Consider the following 18962-nt stretch of genomic DNA (forward strand, 5'->3'; position numbering starts at 1 on the left):
CCGGTATTTCAGAATGGGTGCATTTATTTACAAATGACTACACAGGTAAGGATAGGGAAGATCTTTTGCAGTTCGCTATCCGGTTAAGGCTGTCATTATTTCTTGCGCATACTGATACCGCTGACGATGCCGTAGGTCACAAGCCATGTGACGGCGATAAGTATCCAGCCGGTTCTCCATGCCTCTTTACCAAACAGCATTCCCAAGCCGACATAGAGAATGGAAGCACAGCCAATGGTGACATAATACAGCCAGGAAAAGCGTTCTCCATGCTTTTTTTTACGATATGTCTCGTTATCAACAAGCAGTTCATATGTGTCCATAGAGCAGCCTGCATAAATAAACAGGAAGACAGCAGTGGAAATCAGCAGCAGATAGACAGCATCCAGCAATCCTTCCTCCATATGCAAAACATCCTCACTGATTATCGCGATGATGCAGCTGAGAAATATCAGCAGCAGTCCGCCGATAATAAGACGCTTGAATTTTTTCTGCAGTCCGTCATGTTCACCCTTCAGCTCCTGCAGATAATCGTGATCAAAATACAGTGGCTCCTGTTTGAGTATCTTGTATTCATCCTTATCGAAGGAAAGGGATACAAACACGGCGATTCCCAGGGCGATGATGAGCATTGAAAAGACACTCATGACATCCTCCAGCTGTGGGAAAATAAGAATCGGCAGCCCGGAAAGAATGCAGAGCAGCGTCCCGACAGCAATCCGCAGTGTAATTCTTTTCTCCTGCTGCAGATAGCCCTGTACACATTCCCGACTCGCATAAAAGCCCTGTTCCTGCGGCTGGTCTCCTCCCTCGTCCTTTAACAGATAATCCATAGTTACGGAAAAGATGTTTCCAATCATCAGCATTTTCTCCGTTTCGGGATAGCCCTGATCATTCTCCCATTTGCTGACAGCCTGTCTGGATACGTGCAGACGAGCGGCAAGCTCCTCCTGTGACATTCCCTTCTCTTTTCTTAGCTTCTGTAGTTTTTCTCCAAATTTCATAGTAGTTCACCTCACACCTATATCCTAGCAAAAGGGCTGCAGCTGTGCTACCAAGCTCCTCTTGCGTTTTGTCAACCTGCGGTTGCAGCAGTTGCCATATCCCTGAAAGTATAGCATGATTCCAAAGATTTGACATCATGACAAATGTATGGGAAAGAAAAAGCCGACAGGAAGACAGCAGCATATTCTGCCATGCTGTGCATATAGTGAATGGAGCACTTTGTGAATTGCATAACTTTTTAACTAATACTAGGAAAATATATGAAAATGCTGTATAATATAAGATATCCAATGTAAACGATTACATAAGAGGAGGAATGCTTAATGGGCAAAAAGTATGTTTACCTGTTTTCAGAAGGAAACGGGCAGATGAGAGAGCTGCTCGGCGGTAAGGGCGCAAACCTGGCAGAAATGATGAACCTCGGTATGCCTGTACCTTTTGGTTTCACTGTTACCACTGAGGCATGTAACCAGTATTATGCGGACGGTGAGGCAATCAATGAAGCAATTCGCAAGGAAATTTTTGATTATTTAATGAAATTGGAAGAACTGTCTAAAAAGCAGTTTGGGGATCCGAAAAATCCGTTGTTAGTATCCGTAAGATCTGGTGCGCGTGCGTCTATGCCAGGCATGATGGATACCATTTTAAATTTGGGACTCAACGATGAGGTTGTGGAGGGCGTTGCCAGACTGACGGATAATCCGCGGTTTGCATATGATTCCTACCGTCGTTTCATCCAGATGTTTGCTGATGTTGTCATGGGACTGAACAAAGCGAAGTTTGAAGACATTATTGATGAAATGAAGGAGAAAAAAGGCGTAGAGCAGGATACTGATCTGGATGCGGACGACATGAAGGAAATGGTGAAGCGCTTTAAGAAATTCTATAAGGATTCCTTGGAGGAAGATTTCCCATCCGATCCGAAAGAGCAGCTGTACCGCTCTATTGAAGCAGTTTTCCGTTCCTGGAACAACCAGCGTGCGATTTTCTATCGTAAAATGAATGATATTCCGGGAGACTGGGGAACAGCTGTCAACGTACAGATGATGGTTTTCGGCAACATGGGAAATGACTGCGGTACCGGCGTTGCCTTTACGCGTAATCCAAGTACCGGTGAAAACAAGCTGTATGGTGAATTCCTGATGAATGCACAGGGCGAGGATGTCGTTGCAGGTATCCGTACCCCGCAGACCATCGATCAGCTGAAGGAAATCGCGCCGGCTGCTTATCAGAAATTTACAGAAATCTGTGCAGCACTGGAAAGTCATTATAAGAATATGCAGGATATGGAATTTACCATTGAAAAGGGAAATCTGTTCATGCTGCAGACACGTAACGGTAAACGTACGGCTGCATCTGCACTGAAAATCGCCTGTGATATGGTGGATGAGGGCATGATTACCAAAGAGGAAGCCATGATGATGGTGGAGCCGAAGCAGTTGGATTCCCTGCTGCATCCGCGTTTTGACGATGCGGATTTGAAGAGCGCAAAGCCGATTGCCAGTGCATTGCCGGCATCTCCTGGTGCTGCCTGCGGACAAATCGTATTCTCTGCAGAGGAAGCTATTGAAGAAACTGCACTCGGACACAAGGTGATTCTTGTCCGTCTGGAAACCTCACCGGAGGATATTGAAGGGATGCATGTATCGGAAGGTATCCTGACCGTGCGCGGCGGTATGACTTCCCATGCGGCAGTAGTTGCCCGCGGTATGGGGGCATGCTGTGTTTCCGGCTGCGGTGATATTAAAATCAATGAAGAGGAAAAATATTTCATAGTGAATGAAGAACGCTATAATAAGGGTGATTATATTTCTCTGGATGGCTCAACAGGTAATATTTACGGACGTAAAATCAAAACGGTTCCGGCAGAGATTTCCGGTGATTTTGAACGCTTTATGAAATGGGCGGATGAGATTCGTACGCTGAAGGTCAGAACGAATGCTGACACACCGAAGGATGCAGCACAGGCAGTAGCCTTCGGGGCTGAGGGAATCGGTCTGGTGCGTACCGAGCATATGTTCTTTGAGGGTGACCGCATCAAGGCTGTGCGCGAAATGATCGTATCCAAAACCGAAGGACAGAGAAGAAAAGCACTTTCCAAGCTGCTGCCGATGCAGCGTGGTGACTTTGAGGGCATTTATGAGGCAATGCACGGACTGCCGGTAACCATCCGTTATCTCGATCCGCCTCTGCATGAATTCCTGCCGACAAGCTCTTATGATATTGCACAGCTGGCTAAGGATATGCATATTGATCTGGATGAGCTTAAGAGCGTTATTTCCGGATTGCATGAATTTAACCCGATGATGGGTCATCGCGGGTGCCGTCTTGCGATTTCTTATCCTGAAATCGCAGAAATGCAGACAACCGCAGTTATAGAGGCAGCAATCAACGTCAACCGCAAGCATCCGGAATGGAAGATTGAACCGGAAATTATGATTCCACTTGTTGGCGATAAGGCCGAATTGAAATTTGTCAAGGATGTTGTCGTACGTACGGCAGATGAAATTCTGAAGCGTGAGGCTTTTGATATGAAATATCATGTAGGTACGATGATCGAGATTCCGCGTGCCGCACTGCTGGCGGATGAAATTGCAGAGGAGGCTGAATTCTTCAGCTTCGGAACCAATGACCTGACACAGATGACCTTTGGATTCTCTCGTGATGATGCTGGTGGATTCCTGAACGATTACTATGAAAAGAAAATCTTTGAACAGGATCCGTTCGCAAGAGTTGATCAGAAGGGTGTCGGAAAGCTGATTGAAATGGCAGTTGCAGGCGGAAGAAAGACACGCCCTGAAATCAAGCTGGGAATCTGCGGAGAGCATGGAGGCGATCCTAGCAGTATTGATTTCTGTCACCGTATGGGACTGAGCTATGTATCCTGCAGTCCGTTCCGTGTACCGATTGCCAGACTGGCTGCAGCACAGGCTGCTATCAATCATAAAAAGGGATAGCTGTCTTTAAACTACAGGGTAAGCACGCAGCTACAGAAATGTGCAGTAGGCTTTTCGTAAATAAAATAGCGAAAACATATAGGAAAGTAGAAAAGATGTGGAGTAAAATCCACATCTTTTCTTACTATCACAATAATGGGTTCAAGAGGCGTGTGCTGCAAAGCAAAGGGATGCAGCATAAGACCTTTTAAAATAATACTGGCAGATATATTTTTAGAAGTGCCATTCATAAATAAGGGAACTGCATTTATGGCGTACCGCTTGGAATAATCAAATCATAAGCGGTCTGTAAATAACCGCTTGAAGTGTTTCTGATCCATCGATTTCGTCTTGGGTAATAACCAGATGATGATTGAAAATGGTGATAAATAAGGGGGCTTCAGATACCATATACAAATGTGCAATCACAGTATCACTTTGCCTGCCATTCGCGCTGCAGGAACAGGCAATATCGCTTTCTGCAGAAAAATGTGCTGTAGCCTGTAGGAAAGGAATGAAATTGGTGCATCAAATAACATTACATGATAAAATAGTAAATATAAATATAAGGACTGCGAATACACAGGAGGTTTTATCCAATGAAAAAAAATATTATCCAACCATCTCGTTGGCATTATACCATTGCTTCTCTGTATAGCGATAATCACCATTGGATTTCTATCCATGGATTCGAATGCAAAGCTTCAGGGGAACGCCCGTATTATAAACTATACCGGAATCATACGCGGAGCTACGCAAAGGCTGATTAAGCAGGAATTGAATCATGAACCAAATGATGCACTGATTGACGAGCTGGATCGAACTTTACATGGCTTGCTTTACGGTGATGAAGATGCACATATCTCCCGTTTGGATCAGATGGAGTATCAGGGACTTCTCGCTGAAATGGAAAAGGAATGGGCAGATATCAAAAAAGAAATCTTGCAATATCGCAGCAGCGGGAATAACAAACAACGCTTATATGCATTAAGCGAGCAGTATTTTGCCATGGCGGATGAGGCGGTGGATATTGCAGAGGTATATACGGAGGAAATCGTTCAGCAGTCAAGAACGTTTTTGATTATCGTTATCTGTGCATTCCTTGTGGTTGTGATGATGGTAACGATTTTCACATATCAGCAGGAAAAGCGGAGAAGGCGCTTATTGGAGGCAGAGGCTGAGAACAGAAGAAAAAGTGAGCAGCTTGCCAGACAAGCACAGCTGATGCTCATGCCGATCAACGAGATGACAGAGCTGATGTATGTTGCGGATATTCATACCTATGACCTGTTGTTTGTGAATGATGCAGGGAAAAAGCTATTTGACATAAAGGAGTTAACAGGACTGAAATGCTATAAAGCACTGCAGGGATTTGATAAGCCCTGTGACTTCTGCCCCAATGCAAAGCTGTCAAAGGATGAGACTTATACATGGGAACACAGCAATCCTGTTATTCACGGACACTATCTGTTAAAAGATCGTCTCATTGACTGGGAAGGTCGTGAGGCAAGAATGGAAATCGCCTTTGATATTACCGAGAGTCTGCAAAAGAAAAAGGAATTGGAGAAGCGCATAAAAAGAGATAACATTCTGATTGACTGTATCCGCGAGCTGTATCAGAATCATCATACAGTGGATGCTATGAATCATGTCTTGAAATTGATTGGAGAGGTATTTGAAGCAGAGCGGGCCTATGTGTTCTATATGGAAAATGATGAGATGTCAAATATTGCAGAATGGTGCAGAGAAGGGATCACTCCTGAGATTGATAATTTGCAGCATTTATCCAGGCATGATTATAAATGGTGGTTCCAGCTATATGATGAGCAGGCCAGCATTATGATCAGGGATGTCAAGGAGCTTCAGGGAGACAGGCAGGCGGAATATGAACTGTTATCTGGTCAAAAGATAGAGCGGCTGATCCTTGTTCCATTTGAGCGATACGGTAATTTCGGAGGTATGATCGGATTGGATAATCTGTCGGTGGAAGTCTTTGAGGATGCAGAGAAATTTTTACTGACATTCAGTTACTTCATCATGCTGGCAATTCGCAGAAATGAGGATGAAAAAACACTGTATCGGTTAAGCTATATGGATACATTAACAAAATTTTATAATCACAACCGCTATATTCAGGATGTGGAGGAATTTTCAGAAAAAGAGACTACTGTGGGCGTGGCGTTTATTGATGTGAATGGTTTGAAGGAAATCAATGATCGTTTCGGGCATGAGGCCGGAGATCAGCTGCTGCAAACAGGAGCGGCAATTATGCAAAGCAGTGTGCCGGAAGGAAACCTCTACCGTGTAGGGGGCGATGAGTTTGTGATCATCTGTCCGGATGTGGAGGAAGCAGAATTCAGAGATATCATACAGAAGCTGAAGGATACATTTAACAGGGAGGAATGTAAAGCGGCTGTCGGTTATGAATGGACGCATTCCTGCCGCAATCTGAAGGCTATCATCCGTAGTGCAGATCAAAAAATGTATGAGGATAAGGAACAATTTTATCAGCAACATGCAGAAGGAGGAAGATACCGCCATTGAAGGAAGGAAAACTCGCTTTAAACGGCCTGTGCAGAAATGACATCTATCTGTTATCGATATCATAAAGCAGATGCCGGGTAAGGAGAAGGGCAGATTGCCTGCCGTATAGATAAAGGCAGATGAGGAAATATGCAGGATCGTAATACATTTATAGGGAATGTGTGGAAAAAATCAAACGTGTTGTAAAATAAACAATTCCAAGCATTAAAATTTAATACTCGTGCGAAGCGGGAGAATGGAGAAGGCAATGAAACGAATTATGAAAACAGGTGTTCTTATGCTGGCAGTAGCCATGATGCTTACGCTTGGGGCATGCTCAGCCTCATCCAGCAAATCTTATACATTCAATGTGGAAACCGGCGATACCATTAAGGTGAAACTGGATACCTCGAACGGCTTGTCCTTATCGCAGAAGGATGGACAGTTTACAGTTAAAAAGGATGAAGAAAACATTTTACAAGGAATGTTTATCCATGAAACCGGATATAACAGTTATCTGGCTATCAAAGGTCAGCAGGGAATGCGTGTGCTGGAGGATACAGAAAAGGATGGAAATACCTATTATATGTATGAAATAGAAGGGGAATCAGGGACAGAGGAAAATTTTGTTGTATGGATCAGGGATTCAAAAACAGGAATGCTGATAGCCAGTCTTGCCGGACAGGAAAAGGCAAAGGAGGCATTTGAAAGTCTGACGATAACGAAGGAATGATTTTCCTTTATGTTCATAAGCTGCTGTTGCGCATTGGTTTTTATTGCGGCTAAGCTGCTGTATGAAGAAGATGGCCTGTGCCAATAAGGAGGAAAGTATGCGTACAAGGAAATGCTTTACGGTAACAAACCCTCCCATCGTCTTCTGGCTATGGGTATGTATCCTATGCTTCTTTATCATTCTGGTGGTATTGAATACGATCTTCTTGCCGCCACCTCATACGGCCATGTATATCTGTACAACGGTATTTGTGTTTATTCCTGTGACCTTCGTTATCTTATGGACAAAAATGTATAGAATCAGGGTGAACGGATCAAGGATAACGGTCAGAAAGGGGCTTGGTCTGGTGAAGTTCAGCTTTGCGATAACCGACATCCGCAATGTACAATGGAAGGTTCGAAAGAATACATTTGCGCAGAACGAGATGATCACTGTTTTCACTGCACAAGGGAAACGATTTAAAGTGGAAAGCCTTATGGTAAACGCGGATAAGATGCAGGCGTTCTTAACAGATCATGTAGAGGAAAACAAAATAAAGAGAATGTAGCCGTTCCTGATTAAGAAAATGGTCAATTGTGAAAAATGATACCGGAGCTGCAGTACTTCGTGTGCGGGATATTGATGAAAAGAGGATATAAAAAGCAAGTCATTGAACGAACTTGCTTTTTGTTATGTTATACAATTTGATTTGCAAACAGCGGCAATGCTGCTGAAGGAGCTTCTGCCTGTACGTTATTCTTCGAATGGCGAAGGCTTTTTCCTGATGCTTTGTGATTCTTGACGAGGTTCCTTTGACAGTGTATGCCAGGCCTTCTTCTGTTTACGTCCGATGTGAAATATTCTCTTGAAACACCCGCCGATTCCGTCAATTATCCCCACCCACAGATGAGCTGCAAGTAAAGAGAGACTCATACCGGCAAGAATGATTAAGATGAGAGTTATCGTATCCATACTTACTTACAGAATTTAGGCCAGAAGATATCCCATTGTGCTGCCTCTTCACTCTGTCGCATATAAGCGAACAGATTGTCATCATCATATTCGTCAGAAATATAAAACTGTGTATACCCGGCCATAAGACCGCCCTTGTGATAAATGGTGAAGCCGCCCTGAACAACCTTGGCTTTCTTGATTTCTCCCTTTCTGAAGATTTCCGGATCGCTGCAGCCCTCCAGCTCCGGTGTTGTCTGTAAAATGACGATACTCATATCAGCTTCCCGGAAACCGACGATCAGGCTCGTGTACGTATACGTTGTTTTTCTGGCGAGTATGTAATTGCTTGTTTTTACGCTGGAGGAATATGCGTAGACAAGCTGATAGCCTGCAGCATCCTCTACTACCTGTTCAAACAGTGCGCGCATTTTAGCCTTGTTTTCCTGAATACGTCCTTCATCCCAAGCCTTTTTCTTTTTACCAAATAAACCCATACAAATCCTCCTTTTTACTTACCGAAAATAATTTTGGTAATTATATTTTTATTATACATAGAGCAGGCCCGGAAAGCAAGAAAAAACATACGTTTACCGTATGCTTTGTAGCCGCAGGGATTCCAGATGGTCTATAAACAGACGTATTTGCAAAGCTGCTGTTTCGTCAAGATACTCATGAAATAAAAAGGGGAGAGAGGTTGGGGCATTGTTTCGTACAATAATGAGGGATAACAGATAATTGCCCATGATCTGCGGGGCAATCGCTGTCAGAGGAACCTCCCATGCAGCCAGAAGGTCTTCGTAAAATGCTATTTGTGATTTCTGAAAAGAATCAAAGCACTGCTTTGTCAGCCGCTGATACAGCCATACCTCCTCCTCCGGGGAAAGGATGAAAAAACGATGCTCCCTGTGATGCAGAAGCGGATACAGAAAGGCTTCTATTTTGCCTCTCCAATCCAGTGTCTCATCTGCCTGTGTCTTCTCAAGCAGCTTCATAATCGATATACGCTGCTCATCGATGATATCAATAATCAAATCGCCCAGAGATGGGTAAAAGGTGTAAAAGAACGGCTTGGAAATTCCAGCCAGCTGTAAAATCTCCGGGAGCTTGACATTCTGGATGCCCTGTTTTAAATAAATATCCAGACCGATTTCATGCAGTCTTTTTTTCAATGCGGTTCGTTCCTGCTGACTATATGCTTTTCTGGACATATGCTTCCTCCCGACTTGCTTTGTGTGTCATATATGCATCATATCAATTTCTTTTCAAATGTGCTTCCATTATAGCATATTTGATGTAGCATTACGGCATTGCTTTTCGCTTTTTTTGAATATATGCAGAAGCTCTTTATGCATGCGCAGTCTGCAAAACAGCTCATCAGGAAAGGATTGCGTATGAAAAGTGTGCAGCTAGGACTGGCTGTGCTGATAAATATCATCCTTTTTCCAAAGACGCGAACAAGCATTTGTGATAAAATATAGAAACTTCAATAAGCAATCAGAGATGGCTTTCTATGTGCATCTTTCTGTGCAGGACAGATCATAATCTCATACCCGATTGCAGGGAAAGCAGATTACAGTTCGTGTATACATGGAATCCGTATGAGGATGGAGGAATATACAAATACTGTCTGTGTAGAATAAGGAGGCGGTGGCGTGGAACAGAAGAAACATATTTATATGGCGATAGATTTAAAGTCCTTTTATGCCTCCGTGGAGTGTATCAGCAGGCAGCTGGACCCGCTGACGACGAATCTGGTTGTTGCGGATACGGGGAAGACGGAGAAAACAATCTGCCTCGCGGTCACACCTTCCCTGAAAAAATACGGGATTTCCGGAAGAGCCAGGCTGTTTGAGGTCGTTCAAACCGTAAAGGAAATCAATGCAAAGAGAAGAAAGGCGGCTCCCGGCCATCAGTTTGTCGGGGAATCCTATGATGAACATGAGCTTACTACCCATCCGGAGCTTGCGATGACCTATATTGCGGCTCCTCCGCGCATGGCTTTTTATCTGGAACAAAGCACCAAAATCTATGATATCTATCTGAAGTATATCTCTGCGGAGGATATCCATGTGTATTCAATCGATGAGGTTTTTCTGGATGTGACAGGGTATCTGAAAGCCTATCAGACAACACCGCGACAGCTGGCAAAGCGTATCATTACCGATATTCTGAACACAACCGGTATTACGGCGGCAGCAGGTATCGGTACCAATTTATATCTGTGCAAGATCGCCATGGATATCGTGGCAAAGCATATTCCGGCAGACAGTGATGGAGTGCGGATTGCACAGCTGGATGAAATGCGGTATCGAAGGCTGCTCTGGAATCACAGACCGCTTACAGATTTCTGGCGCATTGGAAAAGGCTATGCGAAGAAGCTGGAACAGATTGGTCTGTATACCATGGGAGATATTGCAAGATGCTCACTTGGCACCGCACAGGACGCATATAACGAGGATCGCCTGTATCAGCTGTTTGGTGTTAATGCGGAGCTGCTGATTGATCATGCCTGGGGATATGAACCGTGTACAATGGCAGATATCAAGGCATATCAGCCGGAAAATACAAGCATCGGTACCGGGCAGGTGCTGAGCTGCCCCTACGATACGGAAAAAACAAGGCTTGTTATTAAGGAGATGCTGGATCTTCTTGCTCTTTCTCTGGTTGACAAGGGGCAGGTCTGTGATCAGATCGTGCTGACGATCGGGTATGATATCGAGAATCTTGAAACCGCTGCCCCGTATATCAAGGCTGTCACAACGGACCGCTATGGAAGAACGATTCCAAAGCATGCTCATGGCACGGCTAACCTAAAACGGCAGACAGCATCCTCCCAATGGATGATTAAGGAGGTCATGAAGCTCTTTGACAGAATTATAAATCCGCATTTGACAGTACGCAGAATCAATATATCCGCAAATCATGTTGTGGATGAGAAGCAGGTACAGCAAAAAGCAGAAGCAGAACAGCTGGACCTGTTTGTGGATTATGATGCATTGCGGCAGCAGGAAGAAAAAGAACGCGCACAGCTGGATAAGGAAAAGGCGCTCCAGCAGGCAACATTGCAGATAAAGAAAAAGTATGGAAAGAATGCCGTTTTAAAGGGTATGAATCTGGAGGAGGGTGCCAATACCATCCGGCGAAACGAAACGATTGGCGGTCATAAGGCATAAAAGGAGATTTCTATGAAACAACAGCACACAGACAACTATGAGGATATTATCCATTTGCCTCATCCGGTATCAAAAAAGCATGCGCAGATGCCGATACGGGATCGCGCTGCCCAGTTTGCGCCATTTGCCGCTTTGACAGGGCATAAGGAGGCAATTCAGGAAGCACAGCGGCTGATCGATCAGCGAAAAGTTCTGGATGAAAACAGAAATATGCAGAATGATGAAAGCCTGCAGGAAATTCTGCAGCATATCACGGAGCAGCCGCGCATCCGGGTAACCTATTTCCAGCCGGATGAACGTAAGGACGGCGGAGCATACCGTACACTTATTATGTATTTGAAGAAAATGGATGAGTATAACCGCAGGCTCATATTCAGTGATCATTCCTGGATTCCACTGGATGATATCTATGAAATAGAGCTGCTGCTTGAAAGATAGCAGGGATGGCAGAGAAGGGACGTATCTGTACGTATGTCCCCATATAAAAAGCATGTGATGACGAGGAAGAAGAAAAGAGGGGCTGCGCTTGCTTATCCGCTGTTTCACAGGATTCATTGTAGTTCTGTCATATTGGATGTTATTTTTCCTATGTATTTTACAATAAATTATTTAAAATAATGCAAAAAATGAAATAAAGTTTCAGGTTGTGCTATAATGAAAGAAATGATATCTGCAGCGAAGTGTAGAATGGATTGCGTGCTTTTCTTTTTGATGAAAGCGCCTTATGCATAGATAAACGGGGTACGGATGCACATGGATGCAGTAGGATGCTTGTGTGGTGATGTAACTTCACTCACAGGATAAAGGGCAGATATAGTGGAGGATTACGAAATGGTACAGATGAAGCAATCAGCTGCAGGCAGTGCAGATATGGGAATGATGGAGGATTTGCAACTGGCAGTCAGTCTACATCGGCTGGATGATGCATTGACCGTGCTGTGGGCAAATACAGCGTTTTATCAAATGTTGGGGAAAAAGCAGGAAGATTTTAAGGAATCCGTTGTATTTTCTTCGTGCTTTTCCGATTTTATTCAGGATTATCAAACGCTGTATTCCTTACTATGTGCGGCAGATCAGCACGGACAGCGTCAGGTGAAGCTGCGCAGCAGCATGAGGATCGCAGGAGCTGACAGGATGGTTGAAATCGCAGGAACTATCCGGGCATCGGAAGGTGAAGGACAGGAGATACTGCTCTGTTATACACCAATGCCAAAGCTGTTGGATGAGCGTGAACAGCTCCTGAGTGCCAAACAGGAAATGACCGATAATTTCGAATGGATGATGGCAGCCAATACAGGTAACGTGTATATCAGTGATATGGATACCTATGAGCTTTTGTATGTAAATAAAAAATCCTGCGACACGCTGCAGGCAAGTGAAGCACAGCTGCTTGGAAGGAAATGCTATGAAGCAATACAGGGTCTGGATGCACCCTGTCCGTTCTGTACCAATGCTTATCTAAAGAAAAATGAAACCTACAACTGGGAATTTTATAATTCGAAACTAAAGCGTACCTTTATGATTAAGAATCGAATGCTGGACTGGTTTGGACATCGCTCGAGGATAGAGCTGTCTTATGATATGTACAGTGAAGAATATAAGCTGGACAAAAAGGATCAGGAAAGAGAAGCGATATTGAAGACGATTCCAGCCGGTATGGTCCGCATAGATGCAAGAGATCTTGATACGATTCTGTGGCATAACGGTATATTTCTGGATATGATTGGCTATACGCAGGTGCAGCTGGAGGAAGAACTGCATTTCCGCTGTTCAAAATATGTCCATTTGGATGATCTTCCCCGTATTTCACTGGTATGCGCAGGTCTGAAAAATACTGGGGACAATGCTGTTCTGGAGGCCCGGGCATATACACGCAGCAAAGAGGAGCGCATCTGGACGGTAACGCTGTGTTATATCAGCGGTGAGGACAGCTGGGACGGTATACCATCCTTCTACAGTATCGGTCTGGATATCACGAAGGAGCGTTTGCAGATGGAAAAGCTGCGCCACAAAGCTGAAAAGGATACGCTGACAGGGGTGTATAACCGGGAAACCATGAAGCAGCAGCTACAGAGCTATCTGATAGAAAATCCAAAGACCGTGAATGCCTTGATTATGGTTGATACAGATAATTTTAAGCAGATCAATGATACACATGGACACATAACCGGGGATCTTGTATTGAGTGAAATGGCTGCTGGTATGAAGCGAAACGTGAGAAAAGACGATCTTGTCGGACGTATCGGCGGTGATGAATTCACGATATTTCTCAAAAACATCTCATCCGCAACGACTGCAATGGATAAGGCTGAAGAGCTTCTTGCCATGTTTCAGCAGCTGTTTTCCAATGAAAAAAAGCCGATTGCAGTTACCTGCAGTATGGGGATCGCTATGTATCCAAGAGATGGCGAAAGCTTTCAGGAGCTGTATGAATGTGCAGACAAGGCCTTATATCAGGCAAAGCAGCGCGGGAAAAACGGCTGCTGTATGTACGATGACAGCCTGCTGCAAAATCAGGAGTATTTACAAAACTCCTCATTGGGAGCGGCGATCGATTCCGAGCAGAATTACGCAGAGAGTCAAGATAATCTGGCACGGTATGTTTTCCGTATTTTGTATCATTATGAACATCTGGATGAGGCAGTCAATTTGGTTCTGGAGATCGTAGGAAAGCAGTTTGATGTCAGCCGTTCCTACATTTTTGAAAACACCAGGGACGGCAGCCACGGCTTCAATACATATGAGTGGTGCAATGAAGGAATCTCCTCTGAAATGAAGCAGCTTCAGAATGTAAATTACAAGGAGCTGGGCGATTATGAAGCATTGTTTCAGGAAGATCATATCTTTTACTGCCGGGATATTCAAAGCCTTTCGCCAACGCTGGTTGAGCTGTTTGAGAGTCAGGGAATTCATTCCACCCTGCAATGTGCATTTTATGACAATGGTATTTTCCGTGGATTTATCGGCTTTGATGAATGTACCGGAAGCCGTTTCTGGACAAGGGAAGAGGTTAGCTCTCTCTCACTGATTTCCCAGATTCTGGCAACCTTTCTGAAGCTTAATCGAATGGAAGCGGAAACCCCTGTCAAAGAATGACAGCCGTAGCAAAGAATACCGAAAAGGAAAGAGAGGCCTTGCCTTATGAAACTGGAACACGGCTTCACAACCAGGGAAGAGTGGGAGGAATTCTTCAATCAGTATTATGCCTCCATTCGTCTCATTAACCAAAAGACAAATGAGCTGCTGCATACAAAGGACGGCGTGGAGAGCTGGATAGAAAAATATAAGGACTGCTCAGCTCTTCAGCGCAGCATTTATGTATCCGGGAATCAGCAGATACAGCGTCATATCGAATATTTTCTGGAGGATGGTACGCGTCTGCAGGATGCAATCGCTGATTCCCTGCTGTCCTATCAATTCCGCTACTGTACAAGGATGGAGGATACGGATCTCACCTATCGCTCCGCCTGTATGCTTTCCACCTATTATACCGGCAGGCACGATGAGATTTCCCTGATGAAGTGTAGCTTTATCAAGCTTGTCTGCTTTACTTTTCTGGATACCGTGCATTTTCGAGCACGCTCGCTGCAGCTGGTCACTCAGATGGGGGAATGCTATGAGAGATTATACGGGCAGCTTTCTCAGGAGGATCAAAGCCTTGGATTATCCATTTACGATTATATGTCCTCCCTTCTATTTGAGCACATCGACAGCGTTGAAAATTATAATACATATTTCAATCAGACACTCCTGCCATCCTATCAAAAGGGACTGCAAAGCTATGAACGCTTCATTGCCGAAGCTGATTGGACGCTGGAGGTCAATGAAATCGTTCCGTATCTAAAAATAAATTACACGAATTCCTTTATCATGAGCGTTTTGAATTTACAGAAGGGAATGCTGTCCGCACCCAATTTAAGCATTCTGCACGATATGTCCCATCAGGCTTTGCAGGACGCGCAGCAGCAAAAGGATGCAAGTCCCTTTGATCTTATGAAGTGGCAGCTGACATGTGCGATGTGTGACTATCTGCGACAGAACAGGGATGCGAAAGCCATGGCTGAGCTTGTAGAGACTATTGACAGCAAAATTCCCTACCGGTGCAATTACAGTCGTAAGGAGCTGGATGATATACAATTCCATCTGTTATTATCCTTATGCAATGTGATTTATGCCCTGTCAAAGGAAGTTGATATGTCGATGCATGTCGAGCGGATACTGGAGAAGGTGATTGGCTATATCGCGTTTCTTCCATCGGATCTATTCACGGAATATCGTATTTCGCATGCAGTTTATTATGAGATTATTCCACTGCTCTCTCTGGTAAGGGAAGCAGAGGATGTCATTCAATATTTTATGGATTTGTTTATGCTTCGCCAGCCGCAGACACTGATTCATACCTATATGGTCGCTGCGTGCAGTGAGGCTATCCTGCAGCAGCTGCTGAAAGAAAAGCCGGAGCTGCTGATCGGTCTGCTTGGTCTGGACAGTGTGGAGGCAATACAGCAGAAGGGTGACGATCTGCTTGCATATATTCACAATGCCGCACTGGTGCATGATGTGGGGAAGGTGCTTTGTACAAGTGTCATCAATACACAGTACCGTAACATCAGCGGACTTGAATTCGAAGCAATTCAATATCATCCTCTCGCAGGCAGACACATCCTTTCAAGGATCGGGAAGCTTGCAGCCTATAGCGAGGTTGCCGCAAATCATCACAGAAGCGTAGACGGCGTATTCGGTTATCCGCAGGGTGTGGAAGCGCCATCGGAAACCTATCATTTATTTACCTGCATTATTACCATATCAGACAGTCTGGATGCCGCAACCGACAGCTATGGAAGAAACTACGCTTCCTCCAAAACATTTACCCGTGTACTGGAAGAAATGAAAAACGACCAGAATCGCTATCATGCAGAGCTGGTGCATTTCATAGAGGAATGTGTACCATTAAGAGAAGAGCTGTCCTATATCATACGCTGTAAACGGGCAGAGGTATATGAACATGTCTATCATCTGTTGAAGGAAAGACAGAGTAAAAACGAGGGAATCTGGCAGCGGCAGAAGCAGCAGGCTTAACATGGATGGAGAGATTTTTCCTTAAAAGGGTGTTGAAATACCTCCGTAAGAAGCACACAGCTGTTTTGAAATTCAGAAATTGCTGTATCCTAACAGCTTCCACAGGAGGCTTGCGAAAATATCATTTCATACGACGATTGCCGGTGTGTGACGTTTGATCACCGGTGTGATCGTCTTTTTTTCTTTCCTAGGAAACAGAACAGACAGTTTTTTATGCACGTAAGGTGAAAAATAGCTAGGTAGGATGCACCCGTATCTCTTTAACCGTACGTAAATAAGACTGTGAGACGCTAATCCAAGCGATAATGGAAACAGTAAAAGAGTGAAAGCAGCCATAAAAAAAGGATTCCTCATAACATATGGCAGATTGCTTCCCGCATGGAATATGTCTGAGAAATCCTATTGATAATTCAGAGAAGCTGTGCTTATCGTAGTGGCTTGATGTATAACTTCGGCATTTGAGCGCAATATGAGTTATACGCGCATGCTATTATTCCGAAAGTTCCATTCAGCTCCTTATTTTTGAAATTTTACATTGATATCGCCGTATTCTACATTGATTTGCAGCTTGCGCCGGGAGCTGTTTTCATATTTGGTCGGAAGCGTATTGTCCCCATGCTCTGCTTCGGAAAGAATGTTAAAGTCGTCAATGCTTCCTTTTACCGTGGCGCTGAAGCTGCCACGCTCGCCTTCCATCAGAATACTATCGGCGTCCAGCTCTGAAATCATCGTGTCACCATAAGCATTTTCCATCGTCATGTCCTTTGCGGAAAGCTTCTGCAGGGTGACATCGGAGCGCTCCAGTGAGAAGTCTGCGTTTTCCGCGATGGTAAGACCTGTGCTGCGGATATCACCATAGGCGCTTTCTATCTGCAATGCCTGTGCCCTCAGCTTTCCAAGATTTACCGGAGCATGCTCATGATAAAGTGTCATATCCTTTGTAATTTCGGTATCATCCAGAGTGATATCGGAATAGGCGGTCGTTAGCACGGCACTGTCTGCCTTCAGATTTTTGGAAATGATATCGCCATGCTCACTGTTCAGCTGGAATGCCTGCCTGCTGTTTACATCATTCAGAACGACGCTGCCATAGGCGACATCGAGTGTTACTGCTTCCGCTTTTAGCTTGGAAAGGCTGACATTGCCATGATCATTGTTGATCGTGATATTCTGATATGCCATGTCATGTACAGTCACATTGCCGTACGAGGTATCGATATCCAGCTTGCCATGAAAGGCTTTCGGCAGCTCGATTGTGATCGGAATATTGAGCTCACGGTCAAAATCAAAGAAGTTGAATTGAAAACTCTTTGTCGCACGTTTCAGCTGTAAAGAGGTGGCATCCTTTGTGACATTCATCGGATACTCATCATTTTCCTCATACTGGATATGAATGTTATCATCCTTTGCAGGAAGAATATTGATTTCACTGTGATAGCTGTCAATCCGGATGGAGGAAATCTGATGCATGGTAATTGTTTTTTCTCTTTTCATATATGGCTTATGCTCGACCGTCTGCAGGTTCTCCATCTTGAAATCGGCCATCGCAAAGCCGCCGCCAATCAGCAGAAGACCAAGCAGAATACAGATGACCGGTACATATTTCAACAGCTGTTTTAATGTGACCTTCATTTAATTCACCGCCTTTACAAATAGATGCCGTATCGCCGCCAGCCAGATACCGGTTTGATTTTTCAGCCATGCAACACCTATGCGTAACAGCTTCCAGCACAGCGGCAAGAGACCGGAAAAAAGAAACATACAACCAAGCAGAACAACAGCTGCAGCGGCATTTGCTCTTACAACCGGTATCAGATTCCACAAAGCACCGACAAGGAAGCAGACAAATGTCAGCATTATGCAAAACAGGACGGCAAGCAGTGTCCACAGCAGCAGATAGATAACGAATGCCATACTGAGCAGGGTCATCCAGAATGGAAAAAGTAAAACAAAAGCAGCGATTTTCCATCCACGCCTCCTGTTTCCCCGTGCTGCAGGCTTTCCCTCTTCGATAGGCAGCTCGCGCTCTGCATAGACCTGCTTTACAATCATGTCGATGGAATCCAGACTAGCTACAGCCTCTGCTTCACTCATGCCGTCCTCCATGCGGTCCTCAATCGTTTCATTATAATAATTTAATAAATGCTCCTTCTCTACCTGTGGAAGCTGAAATAAACGCTTTTCCAGCAGACTGATAAATTCCTGTTTATTCAAATTCATCCCCTCCTTTGATAAATTCGTAAATATGCAGCATAGACTGCCATTCCATTAGAAAATCCTGAATGCGCGCAATGCCAATATCGGTGATTCTGTAATATTTTCTCAGACGTCCGTGATGCTCCACGGAATAAATACTGAGGCATTTGCTGTTTTCCAGCCGCCTGAGTATGGGATACAGGGTTGATTCAGAGATTTCTATATATGGAGAAATATCCTTTACGATTTTATAGCCATAGGAATCTTCTTTTTTCAATACTGCAAGAACGCAGATTTCCAGCAGTCCTTTTTTCAGCTGTGTATCCATGATGACACCTCCTGACACATTATACTATATAATACATAGTATAATGTGTCAACAGG

At 44.3% G+C, this 18962-nt stretch carries 14 protein-coding genes; 8 read left to right on the forward strand and 6 right to left on the reverse strand.

Translation table 11 applies throughout. The features are described 5' to 3' along the window. Positions 1 to 95 precede the first annotated feature (95 nt). Entirely contained in the window at positions 96 to 1004 is a 909-nt protein-coding gene (locus tag KSZ58_RS05550) for a helix-turn-helix domain-containing protein (RefSeq protein ID WP_009269381.1), read from the reverse strand. A 324-nt stretch (positions 1005 to 1328) separates the two neighbouring features. Here KSZ58_RS05550 and ppdK point away from each other — a divergent pair, with 324 nt between their 5' ends. The 4 genes from ppdK to KSZ58_RS05570 all read left to right on the forward strand — a co-directional run bounded on the left by ppdK (position 1329) and on the right by KSZ58_RS05570 (position 7744). Then, on the forward strand, positions 1329 to 3962 hold the full coding sequence (ppdK, locus tag KSZ58_RS05555; RefSeq protein WP_009269380.1) for a pyruvate, phosphate dikinase: 2634 nt from the start codon (positions 1329 to 1331) through the stop codon (positions 3960 to 3962). A 663-nt stretch (positions 3963 to 4625) separates the two neighbouring features. Continuing rightward, positions 4626 to 6485 (forward strand): GTP cyclohydrolase IIa, encoded by a 1860-nt coding sequence (locus KSZ58_RS05560; RefSeq protein WP_022300385.1) that lies wholly within the window; start codon positions 4626 to 4628, stop codon positions 6483 to 6485. Between the two features lie 247 nt (positions 6486 to 6732). Then, entirely contained in the window at positions 6733 to 7197 is a 465-nt protein-coding gene (locus tag KSZ58_RS05565; RefSeq protein ID WP_022300386.1) for a hypothetical protein, read from the forward strand. Between the two features lie 61 nt (positions 7198 to 7258). After that, positions 7259 to 7744, forward strand: a complete 486-nt coding sequence (locus KSZ58_RS05570) for a hypothetical protein (RefSeq protein ID WP_254884704.1) — start codon at positions 7259 to 7261, stop codon at positions 7742 to 7744. 406 nt (positions 7745 to 8150) lie between these two features. On the opposite strand, the gene KSZ58_RS05575 is transcribed toward KSZ58_RS05570, so the two are convergent. Beyond that, positions 8151 to 8624 (reverse strand): hypothetical protein, encoded by a 474-nt coding sequence (locus KSZ58_RS05575; RefSeq protein WP_009269377.1) that lies wholly within the window; start codon positions 8622 to 8624, stop codon positions 8151 to 8153. A gap of 93 nt (positions 8625 to 8717) precedes the next feature. Further along, positions 8718 to 9338: a TetR/AcrR family transcriptional regulator gene (locus tag KSZ58_RS05580; protein WP_009587542.1), complete on the reverse strand. Its 621-nt coding sequence runs from the start codon at positions 9336 to 9338 to the stop codon at positions 8718 to 8720. 444 nt (positions 9339 to 9782) lie between these two features. Between KSZ58_RS05580 and KSZ58_RS05585 the strand changes: the two genes are divergently transcribed. From KSZ58_RS05585 to KSZ58_RS05600, 4 genes are all read left to right on the forward strand, one after another. Continuing rightward, complete coding sequence (locus KSZ58_RS05585) at positions 9783 to 11303, forward strand: DNA methylase (protein WP_009587473.1); 1521 nt, start codon at positions 9783 to 9785, stop codon at positions 11301 to 11303. A 12-nt stretch (positions 11304 to 11315) separates the two neighbouring features. Further along, positions 11316 to 11741, forward strand: coding sequence for a YolD-like family protein (locus tag KSZ58_RS05590; RefSeq protein WP_022300387.1), 426 nt, complete (start codon positions 11316 to 11318; stop codon positions 11739 to 11741). A gap of 393 nt (positions 11742 to 12134) precedes the next feature. Further along, positions 12135 to 14399 carry a diguanylate cyclase domain-containing protein gene (locus tag KSZ58_RS05595; protein ID WP_022300388.1) on the forward strand — a complete coding sequence of 755 codons (2265 nt, stop codon included), beginning with the start codon at positions 12135 to 12137 and terminating at the stop codon, positions 14397 to 14399. A gap of 45 nt (positions 14400 to 14444) precedes the next feature. Further along, the gene (locus KSZ58_RS05600; protein WP_008819537.1) at positions 14445 to 16382 is read left to right on the forward strand and encodes an HD-GYP domain-containing protein; all 1938 of its coding nucleotides are present in this window, start codon (positions 14445 to 14447) and stop codon (positions 16380 to 16382) included. A gap of 516 nt (positions 16383 to 16898) precedes the next feature. On the opposite strand, the gene KSZ58_RS05605 is transcribed toward KSZ58_RS05600, so the two are convergent. Genes KSZ58_RS05605 through KSZ58_RS05615 form a run of 3 tightly spaced genes read right to left on the reverse strand, consistent with a single transcriptional unit; the run spans position 16899 to position 18906 of the window. Further along, entirely contained in the window at positions 16899 to 18014 is a 1116-nt protein-coding gene (locus KSZ58_RS05605; RefSeq protein ID WP_008819536.1) for a DUF4097 family beta strand repeat-containing protein, read from the reverse strand. Beyond that, entirely contained in the window at positions 18015 to 18596 is a 582-nt protein-coding gene (locus KSZ58_RS05610) for a DUF1700 domain-containing protein (RefSeq protein ID WP_008819535.1), read from the reverse strand. After that, positions 18589 to 18906, reverse strand: a complete 318-nt coding sequence (locus KSZ58_RS05615; protein ID WP_008819534.1) for a PadR family transcriptional regulator — start codon at positions 18904 to 18906, stop codon at positions 18589 to 18591. Before KSZ58_RS05615 ends, KSZ58_RS05610 begins: the two co-directional genes overlap by 8 nt. Between the last annotated feature and the right edge of the window lie 56 nt (positions 18907 to 18962).

Source organism: Erysipelatoclostridium sp. DFI.2.3 (assembly GCF_019132535.1).
In the GTDB taxonomy this organism is placed as follows: Bacteria; Bacillota_I; Bacilli_A; order Erysipelotrichales; family Erysipelotrichaceae; genus Clostridium_AQ; species Clostridium_AQ innocuum.